This is a genomic window from Streptomyces sp. NPDC049627 (assembly GCF_044465645.1).
In the GTDB taxonomy this organism is placed as follows: Bacteria; Actinomycetota; Actinomycetes; order Streptomycetales; family Streptomycetaceae; genus Streptomyces.
Genome location: NZ_JBITLW010000018.1, coordinates 118615 through 138559, shown reverse-complemented (window position 1 = coordinate 138559; position 19945 = coordinate 118615). Strand labels below are relative to the sequence as shown.

The 19945-nt window shown below is 70.5% G+C and carries 14 protein-coding genes and 1 pseudogene; 14 read left to right on the top strand and 1 reads right to left on the bottom strand.

The window, feature by feature from the left end; translation table 11 throughout:
* The first annotated feature begins 6 nt into the window (after positions 1–6).
* From ACIBU0_RS39085 to ACIBU0_RS39070, 4 genes are all read left to right on the top strand, one after another.
* Positions 7–789, top strand: a complete 783-nt coding sequence (locus tag ACIBU0_RS39085; RefSeq protein ID WP_398828275.1) for an anti-sigma factor family protein — start codon at positions 7–9, stop codon at positions 787–789.
* Positions 790–1053: 264 nt separating this feature from the next.
* Entirely contained in the window at positions 1054–3474 is a 2421-nt protein-coding gene (locus ACIBU0_RS39080) for a HelD family protein (RefSeq protein ID WP_398828272.1), read from the top strand.
* Between the two features lie 339 nt (positions 3475–3813).
* On the top strand, positions 3814–5238 hold the full coding sequence (locus ACIBU0_RS39075; protein WP_398828270.1) for an NAD-dependent malic enzyme: 1425 nt from the start codon (positions 3814–3816) through the stop codon (positions 5236–5238).
* 318 nt (positions 5239–5556) lie between these two features.
* Positions 5557–5838, top strand: coding sequence for an HU family DNA-binding protein (locus ACIBU0_RS39070; RefSeq protein WP_007498188.1), 282 nt, complete (start codon positions 5557–5559; stop codon positions 5836–5838).
* Between the two features lie 160 nt (positions 5839–5998).
* Here ACIBU0_RS39070 and murA read toward each other — a convergent pair whose 3' ends face one another.
* Positions 5999–7339 carry a UDP-N-acetylglucosamine 1-carboxyvinyltransferase gene (murA, locus tag ACIBU0_RS39065; RefSeq protein ID WP_398828268.1) on the bottom strand — a complete coding sequence of 447 codons (1341 nt, stop codon included), beginning with the start codon at positions 7337–7339 and terminating at the stop codon, positions 5999–6001.
* 253 nt (positions 7340–7592) lie between these two features.
* Between murA and ACIBU0_RS39060 the strand changes: the two genes are divergently transcribed.
* The 10 genes and pseudogenes from ACIBU0_RS39060 to ACIBU0_RS39015 all read left to right on the top strand — a co-directional run bounded on the left by ACIBU0_RS39060 (position 7593) and on the right by ACIBU0_RS39015 (position 19865).
* Positions 7593–8165 carry a YqgE/AlgH family protein gene (locus tag ACIBU0_RS39060; protein WP_030054423.1) on the top strand — a complete coding sequence of 191 codons (573 nt, stop codon included), beginning with the start codon at positions 7593–7595 and terminating at the stop codon, positions 8163–8165.
* Positions 8166–8270: 105 nt separating this feature from the next.
* Positions 8271–9524, top strand: a complete 1254-nt coding sequence (locus tag ACIBU0_RS39055; protein ID WP_398828366.1) for an RNA-guided endonuclease InsQ/TnpB family protein — start codon at positions 8271–8273, stop codon at positions 9522–9524.
* 14 nt (positions 9525–9538) lie between these two features.
* Positions 9539–9820, top strand: coding sequence for a DUF3039 domain-containing protein (locus tag ACIBU0_RS39050; RefSeq protein ID WP_004000877.1), 282 nt, complete (start codon positions 9539–9541; stop codon positions 9818–9820).
* Between the two features lie 211 nt (positions 9821–10031).
* Positions 10032–11324, top strand: a complete 1293-nt coding sequence (locus tag ACIBU0_RS39045) for an extracellular solute-binding protein (protein WP_398828264.1) — start codon at positions 10032–10034, stop codon at positions 11322–11324.
* Positions 11321–12211: a carbohydrate ABC transporter permease gene (locus ACIBU0_RS39040; protein ID WP_398828261.1), complete on the top strand. Its 891-nt coding sequence runs from the start codon at positions 11321–11323 to the stop codon at positions 12209–12211. The genes ACIBU0_RS39045 and ACIBU0_RS39040 overlap by 4 nt, the downstream gene beginning before the upstream one ends.
* A pseudogene (locus tag ACIBU0_RS39035) lies at positions 12208–13050 on the top strand (carbohydrate ABC transporter permease). Before ACIBU0_RS39040 ends, ACIBU0_RS39035 begins: the two are co-directional and overlap by 4 nt.
* 15 nt (positions 13051–13065) lie before the next feature.
* Positions 13066–14676 (top strand): beta-N-acetylhexosaminidase, encoded by a 1611-nt coding sequence (locus ACIBU0_RS39030; protein WP_398828259.1) that lies wholly within the window; start codon positions 13066–13068, stop codon positions 14674–14676.
* 226 nt (positions 14677–14902) lie between these two features.
* Positions 14903–15796: an FAD binding domain-containing protein gene (locus tag ACIBU0_RS39025; protein WP_398828257.1), complete on the top strand. Its 894-nt coding sequence runs from the start codon at positions 14903–14905 to the stop codon at positions 15794–15796.
* Complete coding sequence (locus ACIBU0_RS39020; RefSeq protein WP_398828255.1) at positions 15793–17559, top strand: 2Fe-2S iron-sulfur cluster-binding protein; 1767 nt, start codon at positions 15793–15795, stop codon at positions 17557–17559. Before ACIBU0_RS39025 ends, ACIBU0_RS39020 begins: the two co-directional genes overlap by 4 nt.
* Complete coding sequence (locus tag ACIBU0_RS39015; RefSeq protein WP_398828252.1) at positions 17556–19865, top strand: xanthine dehydrogenase family protein molybdopterin-binding subunit; 2310 nt, start codon at positions 17556–17558, stop codon at positions 19863–19865. Before ACIBU0_RS39020 ends, ACIBU0_RS39015 begins: the two co-directional genes overlap by 4 nt.
* Positions 19866–19945 lie beyond the last annotated feature (80 nt).

Genomic DNA, 19945 nt, shown 5'->3' with positions numbered 1-19945 from the left:
GGATCCATGAGCCCCATGCAGGGACATCCGGGCCCGAGCGAGCACGAAACCGTCGGCGCCTATGCCCTCGGGATCCTCGACGACGCCGAGGCAACCGCTTTCGAGGCCCACCTCGCGACCTGCGAATGGTGCGCTCAGCAGCTGGACGAACTCGCCGGAATGGAGCCGATGCTGGCCGCGCTCGCTGACCTGCCCGGTTCCGGTTCCCCCGCGATCGGCGAGTCCCTGTCCGCGAAGCCCAGCCCACGCCTGGTGAACAAGCTCGTCGACGAGGTCGCCGAGCGCCGCGCACAGAAGCGCCGGCGCAGCTTCTACATGGTGGCCGCGGCGGCCGCACTGATCGTCGGCGGCCCGTTCGTGGCCGTGGCGACCAACGGCAGCGACGGCGGTGGCGGCACCGACGGCAACAGAACCGTGCAGGCGGCCAACCCCGCCAAGGACATGTTCACCAACATGGAGAACAAGGTCTCGGGGTCCGACTCTAAGACCGGGGCCAGCGCGACCGTCGGCATGGAGGGGAAGCCCTGGGGTACCCAGACGACCCTTGAGCTCAAGGGGATCAAGGGCCCGCTCAAGTGCTCCATGATCTTCGTCAGCAAGGACGGCGAGCGCGAGACGGCCGCTTCCTGGTCCGTCCCCAAGTGGGGCTACGGCATCCCGGACGCCAAGAGCGAGCTGGCGAGGAACCCGCTCTATGTCAGCGGCGGCGTGTCCATGTCCCCGGACGACGTCGATCATGTCGAGGTCATGGACTTCGACGGGAACAAGCTCGTCGAGGTCGACGTCTAGGCCTGCCGTTTGGATCAGGTCGGCTGAGAGAAACCGCGTCTTCCAGCCGACCCGAGCCGGGGCGATGGGGTGCCCCCCGCGCGAGCCGGGCGAAGCCGGTTCGCGCGTGGGGGAGTCGGCAACCGACGACGACGCAGCAGATGCGCGTGCCAGGGCCCGCGACGCCTGCATGATCCAAACGACAGGTCCTGGGCCGTGCCGTAGCTTTTCCGGGTCCCCTTCGCGTACGGTTGACGGCTGCCCAGCACGTCAGAAGGGGGCCCGGTGGCCGCTCAGGCTCAACAGGAAACCGCGCTCGAAGACTCTCTGAGAGACCGAGAGATCAGCGTCGAACAGGAACACCTGGACCGGGTGTACCGGCGGCTCGAGGAGAAGATCCACGAGGCCGAGTTCCTGATGAACGACGCGGCCAAGCGCGGCCAGGTCGGCACGCCCGGCGCGCTCGCCGAGCGGGACGCGCAGGTCTTCCGGGCGGGCATCCACCTCAACCGGCTCAACAACGAGTTCGAGGACTTCCTCTTCGGCCGGATCGACCTGCTGCTCGGCAAGGACGGCAAGAAGGGCCCCGACGGCGCGTACACCGCGGTCGAGCCCGCGGAGGGAGCCGTCCGCGACGACAACACCGCCGACATCGCCGAGACCCTGCACATCGGCCGCATCGGCGTGCTGGACCAGGACTACGCCCCGCTGGTCATCGACTGGCGGGCCCCGGCCGCCGCTCCCTTCTACCGCTCCACGCCGGTCGACCCCGGGCGGGTCGTACGGCGCCGGGTCATCCGCTCCAAGGGGCGCAAGGTGCTCGGCGTCGAGGACGACCTCATGCGCCCCGAGCTCAAGGCCTCCCTCGACGGCCACGAACTGCCCGTCATCGGCGACGGCGCCCTCATGGCCGCCCTCGGCCAGGCCCGCAGCCACACCATGCGGGACATCGTCGCGTCCATCCAGGCCGAGCAGGACCTGGTCATCCGCGCCCCCGCCGCCTCGGTGACGTACGTCGAGGGCGGCCCGGGGACGGGAAAGACGGCCGTCGCGCTGCACCGCGCCGCCTACCTGCTCTACCAGGACCGGCGCCGTTACGCGGGCGGCATCCTGATCGTCTCGCCGACCCCGCTGCTGGTGGCGTACACCGAGGGCGTGCTGCCGTCGCTGGGCGAGGAGGGCCAGGTCGCCATCCGCGCGATCGGCTCGCTCGTCGACGGCGCTGAGGCCACGCTGTACGACTCCCCCTCCACGGCCCGCGCCAAGGGCTCGTACCGCATGCTCAAGGTGTTGCGGAAGGCGGCGCGAGGCGCACTGGAGCTGGGACCGCGCGGCGGGGGCGGCGCTCCTGGCCGGGGCGCCTCCGGAAACACCGGGGCGGGGCAGCTCGCCTTCGGTGACGATCTCGGTGGCGACGTCCGGGATGACGACACCGACGCGCCCGCGCAGGCCCCGGCCGGGCCTCCCACACGCCTGCGCGTGGTGGCCTTCGGGCGCCGGCTGGAGCTGGAGGCGCAGGAGCTGGAACGTATCCGCCACACCACGCTCGGCGGCACCGCGCCCGTCAACCTGCTGCGCCCGCGCGCCCGCCGGCTGCTGCTCGACGCCTTGTGGGCGAAGTCCGGCGGCGCCTCCCGCCACACCGACCCGGAACTGGCCGCCGAACTGCGCTCGTCCTTCGACGACGACGTGACCTCGGAGGACAGCTTCGTCACCTTCCTCGACGCCTGGTGGCCGGAGCTCACCCCGAAGGCCGTCCTGGAGGCGATGGCCGACGAGCGGCGCCTCGGCCGCTGGGCCCGCCGGATCCTCAACCCCGGTGAGGTCCGCAAGGTGGCCCGCTCGCTCAAGCGGGACGGCCTCACCGTGCACGACATCGCCATGCTCGACGAGCTCCAGGCCGTCCTCGGCAGCCCGGCCCGCCCCAGGAAGAAGCGCGAGCTGGACCCGCTCGACCAGCTCACCGGCCTGGAGGAGCTGATGCCGGTCCGTGAGGAGTCGCAGCGCGAGCGCGCCGAGCGGCTGGCGGCCGAGCGCACCGAGTACGCCCACGTCATCGTCGACGAGGCCCAGGACCTGACGCCGATGCAGTGGCGCATGGTCGGCCGCCGCGGCCGGCACGCCACCTGGACGATCGTCGGCGACCCGGCCCAGTCCTCCTGGTCCGACCCCGACGAGGCGGCCGAGGCCCGCGACGAGGCCCTCGGCACCCGCCCGCGCCGCCGCTTCCAGCTCACCGTGAACTACCGCAACCCCGCCGAGATCGCCGAACTCGCCTCGAAGGTGCTGGCTCTCGCCATGCCCGGCTCGACGGCACCGTCGGCGGTGCGCTCGACCGGCGTCGAACCGCGCTTCGCCGTCGTACGGGACTCCCTGGGACAGACCGTCCGTGCGGAGGCCGCCCGGCTGCTCGACCGCGTCGACGGGACGGTCGGCGTCGTCGTCGCCATGCAGCGGCGCGAGGAGGCGGCCAAATGGCTCGCCGGGCTCGGCGACCGGGTCGTGGCCCTCGGCAGCCTGGAGGCGAAGGGCCTGGAGTACGACGCGACGGTCGTCGTCTCCCCGGCGGAGATCGCGGACGAGTCACCGGCCGGCCTGCGGGTGCTGTACGTCGCGCTGACCCGGGCCACCCAGCAGCTGACGGTCGTGTCGGGGGAGCGGGACGAGCCGGACGCCACGGGGATGCCGGACCTGCTCCGGGATTGATCCGAGCTCGATCCGGGAGATTGATCCGGATGAACCACCGGTACGGGAATGGCCGTACGGGATCTGTTTGTTAGCCTGGGTGTGACACCGGCTCGATCCAAGCCCCCGGGCCCAACCTTCGTCCCTTAGAGGGACCACTTGCCGCGAGGCGAGCATGGCGGGTCGGTGTCATGAACGGAGAGAGGGACCCACGTCACCACGTGACGTGGGTCTCTTTTCATGAGAAGACGTGGCGAACAATACGTTCGCAATCCACGGCCGGCTAACTCCTACTCAGCGGTAGGTGCGACGATCGGACGGCACAACTCAGCGAAACGGTGAAAGCAGAGGAAGTCGGCCATGGCAACGGCGCCCAGCGTCTCCTACTCGATGACGGTCCGGCTGGAGGTGCCCGCGAGTGGAACCGCGGTCTCCCAGCTCACCACGGCCGTGGAGTCCCACGGAGGCTCGGTGACCGGCCTCGACGTCACGGCGTCCGGCCACGAGAAGCTCCGTATCGACGTCACGATCGCGGCCACGTCCACCAAGCACGCGGACGAGATCGTCGAGCAGCTGCGCGGCATCGAGGGCGTCACGCTGGGCAAGGTCTCCGACCGTACCTTCCTCATGCACCTCGGCGGCAAGATCGAGATGGCGTCGAAGCACCCCATCCGCAACCGTGACGACCTGTCCATGGTCTACACGCCGGGCGTGGCCCGTGTCTGCATGGCCATCGCCGAGAACCCCGAGGACGCGCGGCGTCTGACGATCAAGCGCAACTCCGTTGCGGTTGTGACGGACGGCTCGGCGGTGCTGGGCCTCGGCAACATCGGCCCGAAGGCCGCGCTGCCCGTCATGGAGGGCAAGGCGGCCCTCTTCAAGCGGTTCGCCGGCATCGACGCCTGGCCGATCTGCCTCGACACCCAGGACACCGACGCGATCGTCGAGATCGTCAAGGCGATCGCCCCAGGGTTCGCCGGCATCAACCTCGAGGACATCTCCGCGCCGCGCTGCTTCGAGATCGAGGCGCGCCTGCGCGAGGCCCTCGACATCCCCGTCTTCCACGACGACCAGCACGGCACCGCGATCGTCGTCCTCGCCGCCCTCACCAACGCACTTCGCGTCGCGGGCAAGGCAATTGAGAACATTCGCGTCGTGATGTCCGGCGCCGGCGCCGCCGGTACGGCCATCCTCAAGCTGCTGATCGCCGCGGGCGTGAAGAACGCCGTCGTCGCCGACATCCACGGCGTCGTGCACGCCGGCCGCGAGGACCTGCGGGAGGCCCCCGTCGACTCGCCGCTGCGCTGGATCGCCGACAACACCAACCCCGAGGGCCTGACCGGCACGCTGAAGGAGGCCGTGCGCGGCGCCGACGTGTTCATCGGCGTCTCGGCCCCGAACGTGCTCGACGGCGACGACGTGGCCGCCATGGCCGACGATGCCATCGTGTTCGCGCTCGCGAACCCGGACCCCGAGGTGGACCCGGCAATCGCCCGCCAGACGGCGGCAGTTGTGGCCACCGGCCGCTCCGACTTCCCGAACCAGATCAACAACGTGCTGGTCTTCCCGGGCGTCTTCCGCGGTCTGCTGGACGCGCAGTCCCGCACGGTCAACACCGAGATGATGCTCGCGGCCGCGAAGGCGCTGGCGGATGTGGTGACCGAGGACGAGCTGAACCCGAACTACATCATCCCGAGCGTGTTCAACGACAAGGTCGCGGGCGCGGTCGCCGGTGCAGTGCGGGAGGCGGCGAAGGCCGTCAGCGCGGTGGCTCCGGTCGAGTAGGCGCCCGGCGCCGAACGTGTGCGGGCCCTGTGAGGATCGCCACGGCAAGCCCTTGTGACGGCGCGTCGTGGAACCAAGGGCCTCCAGCCGCCGTTTATCGTGACGGCCAGGCTGAGGCCCTCTCTTCGTGTGACTCCCATGGGTGTTCTCACGACTCCTGCGGGTGCCGGATTGGCTTTCCCGCCGCAGGTAGGGGCAGGATGCGTCCCGGGCGCGAGGGTCTGACGACGGACCCGGGTCCGGGGACTGTCCGAGGACCCTGGCAGCATCGGCTTCGATCTGACGCCTCAACGGCAAGAAGAACACGGGAGTAACAACATGAACCGCAGTGAGCTGGTGGCCGCGCTGGCCGACCGCGCCGAGGTGACCCGCAAGGACGCCGACGCCGTTCTGGCCGCGTTCGCCGAGACCGTCGGCGAGGTCGTCGCCAAGGGCGACGAGAAGGTCACCATCCCTGGCTTCCTGACCTTCGAGCGCACCCACCGTGCCGCTCGCACCGCGCGCAACCCGCAGACCGGCGACCCGATCCAGATCCCGGCCGGCTACAGCGTGAAGGTCTCCGCGGGCAGCAAGCTCAAGGAAGCCGCCAAGGGCAAGTGACCTTGCCGCCTGTATGCCACGGGACGGCGTACGGCTCGTAGAACGCCGATGGGGCGGCACCCGGACTTCGGGTGCCGCCCCATCGTGGTTGCGCTTAAGAACGGCCTCAAACTCCCCCGCTCCCGGCTTCGCTCGAGCGGGGGACCATGCCGGGCTGGACTTACCCCAGCGCCTTGCCCGGCAACTCCACCTTCGCGCCCAGCTCCACGAGCTTCTCCATGAAGTTCTCGTAGCCGCGGTTGATCAGGTCGATGCCGTGGACGCGGGACGTGCCCTGGGCGGCCAGGGCCGCGATGAGGTACGAGAAGCCGCCGCGCAGGTCGGGGATGACCAGGTCGGCGCCCTGGAGCTTGGTGGGGCCCGAGACGACCGCGGAGTGCAGGAAGTTGCGCTGACCGAAGCGGCAGTCGGAGCCGCCGAGGCACTCGCGGTAGAGCTGGATGTGGGCGCCCATCTGGTTCAGGGCGGAGGTGAAGCCGAGACGGGACTCGTAGACCGTCTCGTGGATGATCGAGAGGCCGGTCGCCTGCGTCAGGGCCACCACCAGCGGCTGCTGCCAGTCGGTCTGGAAACCGGGGTGCACGTCCGTTTCGAGGGCGATGGACTTCAACTGGCCACCGGGGTGCCAGAAACGGATGCCCTCGTCGTCGATCTCGAAGGCACCGCCCACCTTCCGGTAGGTGTTGAGGAACGTCATCATCGAGCGCTGCTGGGCGCCACGGACGTAGATGTTGCCCTCGGTCGCGAGCGCCGCGGACGCCCAGGAGGCGGCCTCCAGGCGGTCCGGGAGGGCCTTGTGGTTGTAGCCGCCGAGCGAGTCCACACCGGTGATGCGGATCGTGCGGTCGGTGTCCATCGCGATGATGGCGCCCATCTTCTGCAGCACGCAGATGAGGTCCTCGATCTCCGGCTCCACGGCCGCGTTCGAGAGCTCGGTGACGCCTTCGGCGAGGACGGCCGTCAGCAGGACCTGCTCGGTCGCGCCCACGGACGGGTACGGCAGCCGGATCTTCGTGCCGCGCAGCCGCTGCGGAGCCTCCAGGTACTGCCCGTCCGCCCGCTTCTCGATCCGCGCGCCGAACTGCCGCAGCACCTCGAAGTGGAAGTCGATGGGCCGGCCGCCGATGTCGCAGCCGCCGAGGCCGGGGATGAACGCGTGGCCGAGGCGGTGCAGCAGGGGGCCGCAGAAGAGGATCGGGATACGGCTGGAACCCGCGTGGGCATCGATGTCAGCGACGTTCGCGCTCTCCACGTGGGAGGGGTCCATCACCAACTCGCCCGGTTCCTCACCCGGACGGACCGTGACCCCGTGCAGCTGCAGCAGACCGCGTACGACACGCACGTCACGGATGTCCGGCACGTTGCGCAGTCGACTTGGCGCGCTGCCCAGCAGAGCAGCCACCATGGCCTTCGGTACGAGGTTCTTCGCACCGCGGACACGGATCTCGCCCTCCAGCGGGGTTCCGCCGTGGACAAGCAGGACATCGTCGTTGACGGTCATGTATCTCGCGTTCCGATGAGTTGGGCAGGGGCCAGAAGGGAAAGGGTAATCGCCGCCGACCCCCCTTCTGTAAGCCCAAGGACGGCTCAGGAACGTCATAGCTCTGTCACAACACGAACCGTTCGCCGTCGGGCACGAACGGTCACCGCCGCCCCCGTGCGCCCGGGGACGCTCCTTTCCGCCCTGAGCTGCATTCACTCGCGAACCGGGATTGCCTCCCCACGCGAAGGGAAGATGCGGGATCATGTCTGGCATGACCGAGGTGTCCTCGCTCACAGGGCGGCTGCTCGTGGCAACGCCCGCCCTGGCGGACCCGAACTTCGACCGCGCGGTGGTGCTCCTTCTCGACCACGACGAGGAGGGCTCCCTCGGTGTCGTCCTCAACCGTCCGACCCCCGTGGACGTGGGCGACATCCTGGAGGGGTGGGCGGACCTCGCCGGCGAACCCGGTGTCGTCTTCCAGGGCGGCCCGGTCTCCCTCGACTCGGCACTCGGTGTCGCCGTCATCCCCGGCGACGCGAACGGCGAGAGCGCCCCGCTGGGCTGGCGCCGGGTGCACGGCGCGATCGGACTCGTCGACCTGGAGGCACCGCCGGAGCTGCTCGCCTCGGCCGTCGGGTCCTTGAGGATCTTCGCCGGATACGCCGGCTGGGGACCCGGCCAGCTGGAGGACGAGCTGGTGGAAGGCGCCTGGTACGTCGTCGAGTCCGAGCCGGGGGACGTCTCGTCCCCGTCTCCGGAACGACTGTGGCGCGAGGTGCTGCGCCGCCAGCGCAACGAGCTCGCGATGGTGGCCACGTATCCGGACGACCCGTCGCTCAACTGACGACGACCTCGGAGGGCGGACACCGTAAAGCGATAGATCACTCTTTCGAGTGGCGGTCTGTTCATTCGAATACTGGGCCTGGTGGCGACCCATAGCGTCGCGGGCGTGAAGCTCGTGGTACAGGTGACGCTACTGCCAACGCCCCTGCAGGAGGCGGCACTTACGGTAACCCTGCGTGCATGCAACGAGGCTGCGACTTGGGCCAGCCAGGTTGCGTTCCAGAAGAATGTGAAGAAGAACTTCGCGCTGCGCAAGCTCACCTACGAAGAGGTGAGGACTCGCTGGGCGCTCGGTTCTCAGGCCGCTCAACACGTCATCAAGAAGACGTGTGACGCGTACGCGACGCTGAAGGCGAACCTTAGGGCGGGAAACCTCGGGAAGCCCGGCTCGAGGCGCTACCGCAAGGCCACTGATAAGCCGATCGTCTTTCGGCTGGAGGGGGCACAGCCGTATGACGACCGGATGCTGTCCTGGCAGATCTCGGAGCGACGGCTGTCGATCTGGACCCTCACAGGGCGGATGAAGGACGTCGCCTTCACTGCCTCGCCGGAACAGCTGGTCACCCTGGCTCTGTATCGCAAGGGCGAGTCCGATCTTTTCTGCCGGGACGGCATGTGGTTCCTGAATGCCACCTGTGAGGTGCCGCAGGCTGACCTGAACACTGAACCGGTGGCCTTCCTCGGGGTCGACCTGGGCATCGTGAATATCGCCACGACCTCGGATGGCGAGATCATGGCTGGACGTGAACTCAACCGCATCCGCACCCGGGAACGTGGCCTGCGGGCCAAGCTGCAACGCAAGAACACTCCGTCCGCCAAGCGGCGTCTGAAGAAGCGGCGCTGCAAGGAGGCGCGGCGGGCCAAGGACATCAACCACAAGATCGCGAAACACGTGGTGGCCGAGGCGGAACGCACCGGTCGCGGCATCGCCCTGGAAGATCTGACGGGCATCCGCGAGCGGGTACGGCTTCGGAAGCCCCAACGGGCCACTCACTCCAGCTGGGCCTTCGCGCAGCTGGGGCAGTTCATCGCGTACAAGGCCCGTAGGGCGGGAGTACCGGTGATCTACGTCGATCCGGCGTACACCTCCCGTACCTGCGCCCAATGCGCGCACATTGACAAAGCAAACCGGGTCTCGCAGGCCTGGTTCGCGTGCCGGAACTGCGGATTCGTTGATCACGCAGACCGGAACAGCTCCCGCAACATCCAGGCCCGTGCCTGGCAGTTGTGGCGATGCGGGGTGCAGTCAACCACCCCTGTCCCACCTGGGAAGCAGCGGATTGGGACTGAACGCAAGCGACGTGTCACATCCAGTGATGCCCGTTGTGCAAGCCTGAGACCCACAGTCTCGGGCAGTTGATTACCCTTGGCGTTATGAGCACTCTCGAGCCCGAGCGCGGGACTGGTACGGGGACCCTCGTAGAGCCGACGCCACAGGTGTCCCACGGCGACGGCGACCACGAGCGCTTCGCCCACTACGTCCAGAAGGACAAGATCATGGCGAGCGCCCTCGACGGCACCCCCGTCGTGGCGCTCTGCGGCAAGGTCTGGGTGCCTGGTCGCGACCCGAAGAAGTACCCCGTGTGCCCCATGTGCAAGGAGATCTACGAGTCCATGGGCGCCGGCGGCGACGACAAGGGCGACGGCAAGAAGTAGCAGCCCCTCACAGCCGGACCTCCTGAGGCCCCGGAGCGCGTTTTGGTGCGCTCCGGGGCCTTTGTGTCTTTTGCCGTTGCGCGGGGTGCGTCGGCTGGTCACAGAGTGGTTGAGACCTCTTGTCGACGTGTTCATGCGGTCCCTAGCCTCCGTGGTGTTGTGCAGAGCAAAACAGTCATTGCGTATGTTGCAACGCTCGGAGGATTGCTCCATGAAGCTCCCCGCCCGCCCGGCCGTGCTCCTCGCCGTCATGGCCGCCACCGCCTGCGCCCCGCAGACGTCCGACAACTCCGCCTCCGACAAGGACGACAGGACCGGCACGCTGAGGGTCTGGCTCTTCCAGGAAGTCGGCAACAAGCCGAAGGAGAAGGTCGTCGACGCCGTCGTCGCCTCCTTCGAGAAGGCCCACGCGGGCACGAAGGTCGAGGTCGAGTACATCCCGGTCGAGACCCGCGCCCAGCGCGTCAAGGCCGCCTTCAACGACCCCGCGTCCGCCCCCGACGTGATGGAGTACGGCAACACCGACACCGCCGGCTATGTGAAGGACGGCGGACTCCTCGACGTCACCAAGGAGTTCGGCGCCTGGAGCGAGACGAAGGACACCGACCCCACCGCCAAGCAGTCCGTCACCGTCGACGGAAAGGTCTACGGCGCGCCCTTCTATGTCGGTGTCCGCGCCCTGTACTACCGCACGGACGTCTTCGCCGAGCTCGGCCTCGAAGCGCCCAAGACCATGGCCGAGTTGGCGACGACCGCCCGCAAGATCCGCGCCGCGAAACCCGAGTTGTACGGGCTCGTGGTCGGCGGGGCGTACACGTACGGCGCGATGCCGTTCGTGTGGGCCAACGGCGGTGAGATCGCCACGGACAAGGGCGGCTCGTACGCCTCGGCGATCGACAGCGCGGCGGCCCGGAAGGGCATCAAGGCGTACACGTCCCTGTTCACCGACGACAACTGTCCCGCCGCCAAGTGCGCGGGCATGGGCGGCAACGACACGATCACCGCGTTCGCGGCCGGCAAGGCGGGCATGGCGATCGGCGGCGACTTCAGCCACGCGGCCGTGGAGGCCGGAAAGGTGAAGGGCAAGTACGCGGTCGTGCCGCTGCCGGGGGTGAAGGCGGGGTCCGTCGCGCCGGCGTTCGCCGGGGGCAACAACATCGGGGTGCTCAAGAGCACGTCGCACCGGACGCTGGCGGTCGGCCTCATGGAGCGGCTGGCCTCGAAGAAGACCCAGGCGTCGATGTTCGGGGCGATGGGATTCCTGCCGACCTTCTCCGATGTCAGGCAACAGGTCGCGGCCGAGGAGCCGTACGTGAAGCCGTTCGCGGAGACCCTCGCCGCGGGGACCAAGTTCGTCCCGGCGTCGCCCGCCTGGTCCGAGATCGACTCCTCGCTCGTTCTGCCGACGATGTTCCAGGAGGTCATCAGCGGTAAGAAGGACGTGGCCGGCGCCTCGGCAGATGCGGCGAAGAAGATGGACGACGCGTTCGGCTCCGCCGGGTGACCTCAGTGACCGACCGCACCACGTGGACCCCGTGGCTCTATCTCGCCCCCGCCCTCGTCGTCCTCGGCGGGCTGCTCGTCTACCCGATCTACCAGCTCGGCCTGATCTCCCTCTTCCAGTACACGCAGGCCCAGGTCAGCGGCGGTGAACCGACCACTTTCCAAGGCCTGGGGAACTACACGGAGCTCTTCAGGGACCCGCAGTTCTGGCAGGTGCTGCTGGCCACCGTGCTGTTCGCGGCGGCCTGCGTCGTCTCGACCCTCGCCGTCGGCTGTGCGCTCGCCGTGCTGCTCACGCGGGTGCGTGCGGTGCCCCGGCTGGCGCTGATGCTGGCCGCGTCGGGGGCGTGGGCGACGCCCGCGATCACCGGGTCGACGGTGTGGCTGTTCCTGTTCGACCCGGACTTCGGGCCGGTGAACCGCATCCTGGGAATCGGCGACCACTCCTGGACGTACGGGCGTTTCAGCGCCTTCCTCCTCGTCCTGCTCGAAGTGGTGTGGTGCTCCTTCCCGTTCGTGATGGTGACCGTGTACGCCGGCATCCGTGCCGTACCGGCCGAGGTGCTGGAGGCCGCCGCGCTGGACGGGGCCTCGCAGTGGCGCATCTGGCGGTCGGTGCTGGCGCCGATGCTGCGGCCGATCCTGGTGGTCGTCACCATCCAGTCGGTGATCTGGGACTTCAAGGTCTTCACACAGATCTACGTCATGACGAACGGCGGCGGCATCGCGGGCCAGAACCTCGTACTGAACGTGTACGCCTACCAGAAGGCGTTCGCGTCCTCGCAGTACAGCCTGGGTTCGGCGATCGGCGTGGTGATGCTGCTGATCCTGCTGGCGGTGACGCTGGTGTATCTGCGGCTGCTGCGCAGGCAGGGGGAGGAGCTGTGAGTTCGGTGCGTTTCGTACGGCGCCCCTGGCGGCTGCTCGCGGAGGCGTCCGCGCTGCTGATCGCCGTGGTGGTGGCGTTTCCGCTGTACTGGATGGTGCTCGGCGCCTTCAAACCGGCCGGGGAGATCGAGTCGAGCGAGCCTCGGCCCTGGACGCTCGCGCCTTCCCTGGATTCCTTCCGGCGGGTCTTCGAGCAGAACGAATTCGGCCGGTACTTCCTCAACAGCCTTGTCGTCGCGGGCACCGTCGTGGTCGTCTCGGCGCTGATCGCGTTTCTCGCGGCGACCGCGGTCACACGATTCCGCTTCCGGTTTCGGACGACCTTGCTGATCATGTTTCTGGTGGCCCAGATGGTGCCCGTGGAGGCCCTGACCATCCCTCTGTTCTTCCTCATGCGGGACTTCGGCTAACTGAACACGCTCGGCTCGCTGATCCTGCCGCACATCGCCTTCTCGCTGCCCTTCGCGATCTGGATGCTGCGGGGCTTTGTGAAGGCGGTTCCCGAGGCCCTGGAGGAGGCCGCCTGCATCGACGGGGCGAGCCGGTCGCGATTCCTGTGGCAGATCCTTTTCCCACTGGTCTTCCCGGGGCTCGTGGCCACGAGCGTGTTTTCCTTCATCTCCGCCTGGAACGACTTCCTGTTCGCCAAGTCGTTCATCATCAGCGACACCTCGCAGTCGACCCTGCCGATGGCCCTGCTCGTGTTCTACAAGCCGGACGAGCCGGACTGGGGCGGGGTGATGGCCGCGTCGACGGTGATGACGATTCCGGTGCTGATCTTCTTCGTACTCGTGCAGCGGCGCCTGGTGTCCGGGCTCGGCGGCGCGGTCAAGGACTGAAAGGCCTGATCATTCATGGATCTCATTCCGGTACCTCACGAGATGGAGCGGGCCGAGGGCTTCCTCGAACTCGGCGACGGCTTCGGGATCGAGGCCGGGCCGGGCACCGAGGACACCGCGCGCTTGCTGCGCGCGACGCTCGGCGCGGCGACCGGGCTCGCGCTGCCGCCCAGGAACGGCGGCGAGTACGACGTCCTCCATCTGTCCGTCCGGCCCGGCCTCGACGCCGAGGCCTACCGCCTCGTCATCGCCCCCCACGGCGTCCACATCCAGGGCGGCTCGCCCGCCGGTGTCTTCTGGGGCGCCCAGACGCTGCGCCAGCTTCTCGGCCCCGACGCCTTCCGGCGCGCACCCCTTCCCGGCCGTACGTGGCGGCTGCCCCTGACGCAGATCCGGGACTCCCCCCGATTCCGCTGGCGCGGCCTCATGCTCGACGTCGCCCGGCACTTCATGCCCAAGGACGGCGTCCTGCGCTACCTGGACCTGATGGCCGCCCACAAACTCAACGTCTTCCACTTCCACCTGACGGACGACCAGGGCTGGCGCATCGAGATCAGGAAGTACCCCCGGCTCACCGAGGTCGGCTCATGGCGGGCGCGCACGAAAATCGGCCATCGGGCCTCCCCGCTGTGGGAGGAGAAGCCGCACGGTGGCTACTACACCCAGGACGACATCCGCGAGATCGTCGCGTACGCCGCCGAGCGGCATATCACCGTCGTCCCGGAAATCGACGTACCCGGCCACTCGCAGGCCGCCATCGCCGCGTACCCGGAACTCGGCAACGCCGACGTCATCGACACCACCACCCTCTCCGTCTGGGACAACTGGGGGATCAATCCGAACGTACTCGCCCCCACTGACAACACCCTGCGCTTCTACGAGGGGGTCTTCGAGGAAGTCCTGGAGCTGTTCCCCTCGGAGTTCATTCACGTCGGGGGTGACGAATGCCTCAAGGACCAGTGGCGGCAGTCGGCCACCGCGCAGGAGCGGATCAGGGAACTCTGCCTGAAGGACGAGGACGAGCTCCAGGCCTGGTTCATCGGCCACTTCGACACCTGGCTCGCCGCGCGCGGGCGCCGGCTCATCGGCTGGGACGAGATCCTGGAGGGCGGGCTCGCCGAAGGCGCGGCCGTGTCGTCCTGGCGCGGCTGCGCGGGCGGCGTCGCGGCGGCCCGCGCGGGCCACGACGTCGTCATGTGCCCCGAGCAGCAGGTCTACCTGGACCACCGTCAGGACGCGGGCGCGGACGAGCCGGTCCCCATCGGCTACGTCCGCACCCTGGAGGACGTCTACCGGTTCGAGCCCGTTCCCGCGGAGTTGACGCCGGACGAGGCCCGGCACGTGCTCGGTACGCAGGCCAACGTGTGGACCGAGGTGATGGAAGACCCCGCGCGCGTGGACTACCAGACGTTCCCGCGCCTCGCCGCCTTCGCCGAGGTGGCCTGGAGCCGCCTTCCGGCCCCGGCAGAGCGGGACTTCACCGGCTTCGAGCGGCGGATGGCCGCCCATTACCGGCGACTTGACGCCCTGGGGGTCGCGTACCGGCCACCGACGGGGCCGCGGCCGTGGCAGCGGCGGCCCGGTGTGCTCGGCCGCCCGATCGACGGCCCGCCCCCGAACAGATAATGGAAAAAAACCGGCAAGGCGTCACCGAAGAGTGTCAATCGGAACGCACCGGTGATGCCGTGCGAAAACGGACCATCTCCCCGGTGAGGTGGGCGAATGCCTCCTAGCGGACCCCTGTCTTCGGGTCCTGCGAAGATGTGCCAGAGTTGCCACGTCCGCCCTGTCAGCACGTACCGTACGGCAGCACAGGTGGGACCATGTGGGGCAGCGGGAAGGGGCAGCCGGTTTGACCACGAGTGCACCGCAGGCGGCGCAGGCCGTCACGCTGCCCACGACGCTGGACGAGGCCGTGGCGGCACTCAGTGCCATGCCCGCCGCCGTGCCGGTCGCGGGCGGCACCGACCTCATGGCCGCCGTCAACTCCGGACAGCTCAGGCCCGCCGCACTGGTCGGCCTCGGCAAGATCAGCGAGATCCGTGGCTGGCAGTACCAGGACGGCCACGCCCTGCTCGGCGCCGGCCTCACGCACGCCCGCATGGGCCGCCCCGACTTCGCCGCCCTGATCCCGGCCCTCGCGGCCGCCGCACGCGCCGCCGGCCCGCCGCAGATCCGCAACGCGGGCACACTCGGCGGCAACATCGCCTCGGCGTCCCCGACCGGTGACGCGCTGCCGGTCCTCGCCGCCCTCGAAGCGACCCTGATCATCGCGGGCCCGGGCGGAGCCCGCCGGGAGATCCCGGTGTCGCACCTGCTGGCCGGCATGGAGATGCTGCGCGCCGGCGAACTCATCGGCTACGTGCGCGTGCCGCTGCTGCACGCCCCGCAGGTCTTCCTCAAGGCCACCGGCCGCACCGGCCCGGGGCGCTCGATGGCGTCCGTCGCGGTCGTCCTCGACCCCGCCCGGCGCGGAGTCAGGTGCGCCGTGGGCGCCATAGCGCCGATGCCGCTCAGGCCCCTGGAGGCCGAGCACTGGGTCGCCCAGCTGATCGACTGGGACAACAACCGCGCGATCGTCCCGGAGGCGCTGCACGCCTTCGGGGAGTACGTGGCGGCGGCCTGCATCCCCGACCCGGCCCCGGCCGAGGACGGTTCCGTGACGCAGCATCCGCCCGCCGTACTGCACCTGCGGCGCACCGTCGCCGCGCTGGCCCGACGAGCACTGGGGAGGGCGCTGACGTGACCGACGACCAGCACGGAGAGGGCGCGCCCCAGGGCGGCGCGGGCCGCTGGGACCCGCTGCCCCAGGGCGAGTACGACGACGGCGCCACCGCCTTCGTGAAACTCCCGGACGGGGGCATCGACGCCCTGCTGGCCTCCTCCGACAGTCCGCTGGCCGCGCCCGGCCACGGGTACGTGCCGCCGCAGATAACGGTCGCGCCGGGCTCGACGGCGGGCACCGACCCCGCGGCCCCCGGCGGCTGGCCGGTCGCGGGCGCGCCGGCCGAGGGTGCCCAGTGGCCCGACCCGAACGCCGGCCCGCAGGACACGGGCAGCGGCCAGTTCACGTACCACCCCGGCGCCACCCAGCAGTGGAACTTCTCGGAGACCGCGGCAGGCCAGGCGGGCCAGGAGGCCGCCGGTGCGCCCGGTCACGACGTCACCGGACAGTGGTCGATTCCCGTCGCCGACGGTGACCTTCCGGACGAATCGGGCGAGTTCACCACGTCGTCGCTGGTCGAGCAGTGGGGCGGCACCCCGCCGGCCACGCTGCCGGGCGGCGCGCCCGCCCCGTGGGCGACGCAGGCGACGGGGCAGCCCTGGGGCCAGCAGGCCGCGGCGGTGACCGAGGAGCCGACCGGAACCGGGCATACGGCCGCACAGCCGACGGCCGCCGGGCACGTGCCGGGGCAGCGCGGAGCACATCCCGGCGACCAGCGCGCCGTACACGCCACCGACCGGCCCGGCGCACACCCCGCAGACCACTCCGGCGAGCAGTCCGCCCCGGCCCCGCACGGGCAGTCGGCAGGGGCCGCGCCCGCGCCGACCGGACACGCACGCGTGGAACCCGGTTCCCCGGCACACGCCGCGGCCGAGTCCGCGCACGCCGCCGGAGACACCGCTCCCGCGTCCGCACCGCCCGCCGAGGCCGGCGCCGAAACCGCCGCACACGCCCCGCAGGACGCTCCCGCGCCCGACGAGGGCGCCCCGGACGTCCAAGGCGCCCCAGCGGCCGCACAGGGCCCCGCGGAGGCTCACGTCGAGCCCACTCCGGCCGAGGGCGGCGACTCGGCGCCCGAGGCCCACGAGGCGGCCGGCGCACCCGAGCGGCCCGCCGCCTCCGACGACGTACCCCCGCCTCCTGGCGAGGAGCACCCCCTCGCCTCCTACGTCCTGCGCGTCAACGGCGCCGACCGGCCCGTCTCCGACGCCTGGATCGGCGAGTCGCTGCTCTACGTGCTGCGCGAGCGGCTCGGCCTCGCGGGCGCCAAGGACGGCTGCTCGCAGGGCGAGTGCGGCGCCTGCAACGTGCAGGTCGACGGGCGGCTCGTCGCGTCCTGCCTGGTACCCGCGGTGACCGCGGCCGGCAGCGAGGTCCGTACGGTCGAGGGCCTGGCCGAGGACGGACAGCCCTCCGACGTGCAGCGGGCGCTCGCGCGGTGCGGCGCCGTGCAGTGCGGCTTCTGCGTGCCGGGCATGGCGATGACCGTGCACGACCTGCTGGAGGGCAACCCGGCACCGACCGAGCTGGAGACCCGCCAGGCGCTGTGCGGCAACCTGTGCCGCTGCTCCGGCTACCGGGGCGTCGTCCGGGCCGTCCAGGAGGTCGTCGCCGAGCGCGAGGCGCACGCGGCGGCCGACGCGCCCGAACACGACGGCGACGAGCCGCGTATCCCTCATCAGGCGGGCCCCGGCGCCGGCGGCGTCCACCCGTCGCTGTTCGAGGCACACGGATCGCCGGGACCGCATGACCAGGCGTACGGACAGGACGGAGGCCAGGCGTGAGCAACGAAGCCGCCACCGCGACCACCCCCGCGGAGGCAGCACCCGCCCCCGAGCCGATCCCGCACGGCCTCGGCGCCTCCCTGCCGGCCGCCGACGCCCGCGCCAAGACCGAGGGCACCTTCCCGTACGCGGCCGACCTGTGGGCCGAGGGCCTGCTGTGGGCGGCCGTCCTGCGCTCGCCGCACCCGCACGCGCGCATCAAGTCCATCGACACCTCCCACGCGCGTGAGATGCCCGGCGTCCGGGCCGTCGTCACGCACGAGGACGTGCCGGGCAGCCCGCTGTACGGCCGCGGCAAGGCCGACCGCCCGGTCTTCGCCTCCGAGGTCGTACGCCACCACGGCGAGCCCATCGCCGCCGTGGCCGCCGACCACCCCGACACCGCGCGCCTGGCCGCCGCGGCCGTCATCGTCGAGTACGACGTCCTCGACCCGGTCACCGACCCCGAGCAGGCCTTCGAGGCCGAGCCGCTGCACCCCGACGGCAACCTGATCCGCCACATCCCGCTGCGGCACGGCGACCCCGACGCGGCCGGCGACATCGTGGTCGAGGGCCTGTACCGCATCGGCCGCCAGGACCCGGCTCCCATCGGCGCCGAGGCGGGCCTCGCCGTACCGCGCCCCGACGGCGGCGTGGAGCTCTACCTCGCCTCCACCGACCCGCACACCGACCGTGACCGGGCCGCAGCCTGCTACGGACTGGAACCCGAGCGCGTCAAGGTCGTCGTCACCGGAGTCCCGGGCGCGACCGCCGACCGCGAGGACCAGGGCTTCCAGCTCCCGCTCGGCCTGCTCGCGCTCAAGACCGGCTGCCCGGTGAAGCTGACGGCCACGCGCGAGGAGTCCTTCCTCGGCCACACCCACCGGCACCCCACCCTCCTGCGCTACCGCCACCACGCCGACGCCGAGGGCAAGCTGGTGAAGGTCGAGGCGCAGATCCTGCTGGACGCGGGCGCGTACGCGGACACGTCCTCCGAGGCCCTGGCCGCCGCGGTCTCCTTCGCCTGCGGCCCGTACGTCGTCCCGAACGCCTTCATCGAGGGCTGGGCCGTACGCACCAACAACCCGCCCTCCGGCCATGTGCGCGGCGAAGGCGCCATGCAGGTGTGCGCCGCGTACGAGGCGCAGATGGACAAGCTGGCGAAGAAACTCGGCGTGGACCCGGCCGAGCTGCGCCTGCGCAACGCCATGGCGACGGGGGACGTCCTCCCCACCGGCCAGACGGTGACCTGCCCGGCGCCGGTCGCGGAACTGCTCCAGGCCGTACGGGACTACCCGCTTCCGGCCCTCCCCAAGGACACGCCCGAGGACGAGTGGCTGCTGCCCGGCGGCCCCGAGGGCGCCGGCGAACCGGGTGCCGTCCGGCGGGGCGTGGGCTACGGCCTGGGCATGGTGCACATGCTCGGCGCGGAGGGCGCGGACGAGGTCTCCACGGCGACGGTGAAGGTCCACGACGGCGTGGCGACGGTGCTGTGCGCGGCCGTCGAGACGGGCCAGGGCTTCACCACGCTGGCCCGGCAGATCGTCCAGGAGACGCTCGGCATCGACGAGGTGCACGTCGCGCCCGTGGACACCGACCAGCCCCCGGCGGGCGCGGGTTGCCGGGGCCGCCACACCTGGGTGTCGGGCGGCGCCGTGGAACGCGCGGCGAAGATGGTCCGCACGCAGCTCCTGCAGCCCCTGGCGCACAAGTTCGGCATGTCCACGGAGCTGCTCCAGATCACCGACGGCAAGATCACCTCGTACGACGGCGTCCTGTCGACGACCGTCACCGAGGCGATGGACGGCAAGGAGCTGTGGGCGACGGCCCAGTGCCGCCCGCACCCGACCGAACCGCTGAACGACGCCGGCCAGGGCGACGCCTTCGTGGGCATGTCCTTCTGCGCGATCCGCGCGGTCGTCGACGTCGACATCGAACTGGGCTCGGTACGGGTCGTCGAGCTGGCGCTCGCCCAGGACGTCGGCCGGGTGCTGAACCCGGCCCAGCTGGAGGCGCGCATCGAGGCGGGCGTGACGCAGGGCGTGGGCATAGCGCTCACGGAGAACCTGCGCAGCGCACGCGGCGTGATCCGTCACCCGGACCTGACGGGTTACTCCCTGCCGACGGCCCTGGACGCCCCGGACATCCGGATCGTGAAGCTGGTCGAGGAGCGGGACGTGGTCGCGCCCTTCGGCGCGAAGGCGGTGAGCGCGGTGCCGGTGGTGACCTCGCCGGCGGCCATCGCGTCGGCCGTACGCGCCGCGACGGGCCGCCCGGTCAACCGCCTGCCGATCCGGCCGCAGGCGGCGGTGGTGACCGGGCAGTGAGCCCCCGGCCGCACTCCCGGCCGTCCTGACGGGCGGGGTCGTCCTGATCACCGGCGATGAGGGCACCGCCCGCGCCCTTC

What these genes read in the sequence shown, in the direction of transcription:
- ACIBU0_RS39085 (WP_398828275.1), top strand. Translation starts at nt 7, where the DNA reads ATGAGCCCCATGCAGGGACATCCGGGCCCGAGCGAGCACGAAACCGTC.
- ACIBU0_RS39075 (WP_398828270.1), top strand. Translation starts at nt 3,814, where the DNA reads ATGGCAACGGCGCCCAGCGTCTCCTACTCGATGACGGTCCGGCTGGAG.
- ACIBU0_RS39070 (WP_007498188.1), top strand. Translation starts at nt 5,557, where the DNA reads ATGAACCGCAGTGAGCTGGTGGCCGCGCTGGCCGACCGCGCCGAGGTG.
- murA (WP_398828268.1), bottom strand. Translation starts at nt 7,339, where the DNA reads ATGACCGTCAACGACGATGTCCTGCTTGTCCACGGCGGAACCCCGCTG.
- ACIBU0_RS39060 (WP_030054423.1), top strand. Translation starts at nt 7,593, where the DNA reads ATGACCGAGGTGTCCTCGCTCACAGGGCGGCTGCTCGTGGCAACGCCC.
- ACIBU0_RS39050 (WP_004000877.1), top strand. Translation starts at nt 9,539, where the DNA reads ATGAGCACTCTCGAGCCCGAGCGCGGGACTGGTACGGGGACCCTCGTA.
- ACIBU0_RS39045 (WP_398828264.1), top strand. Translation starts at nt 10,032, where the DNA reads ATGAAGCTCCCCGCCCGCCCGGCCGTGCTCCTCGCCGTCATGGCCGCC.
- ACIBU0_RS39030 (WP_398828259.1), top strand. Translation starts at nt 13,066, where the DNA reads ATGGATCTCATTCCGGTACCTCACGAGATGGAGCGGGCCGAGGGCTTC.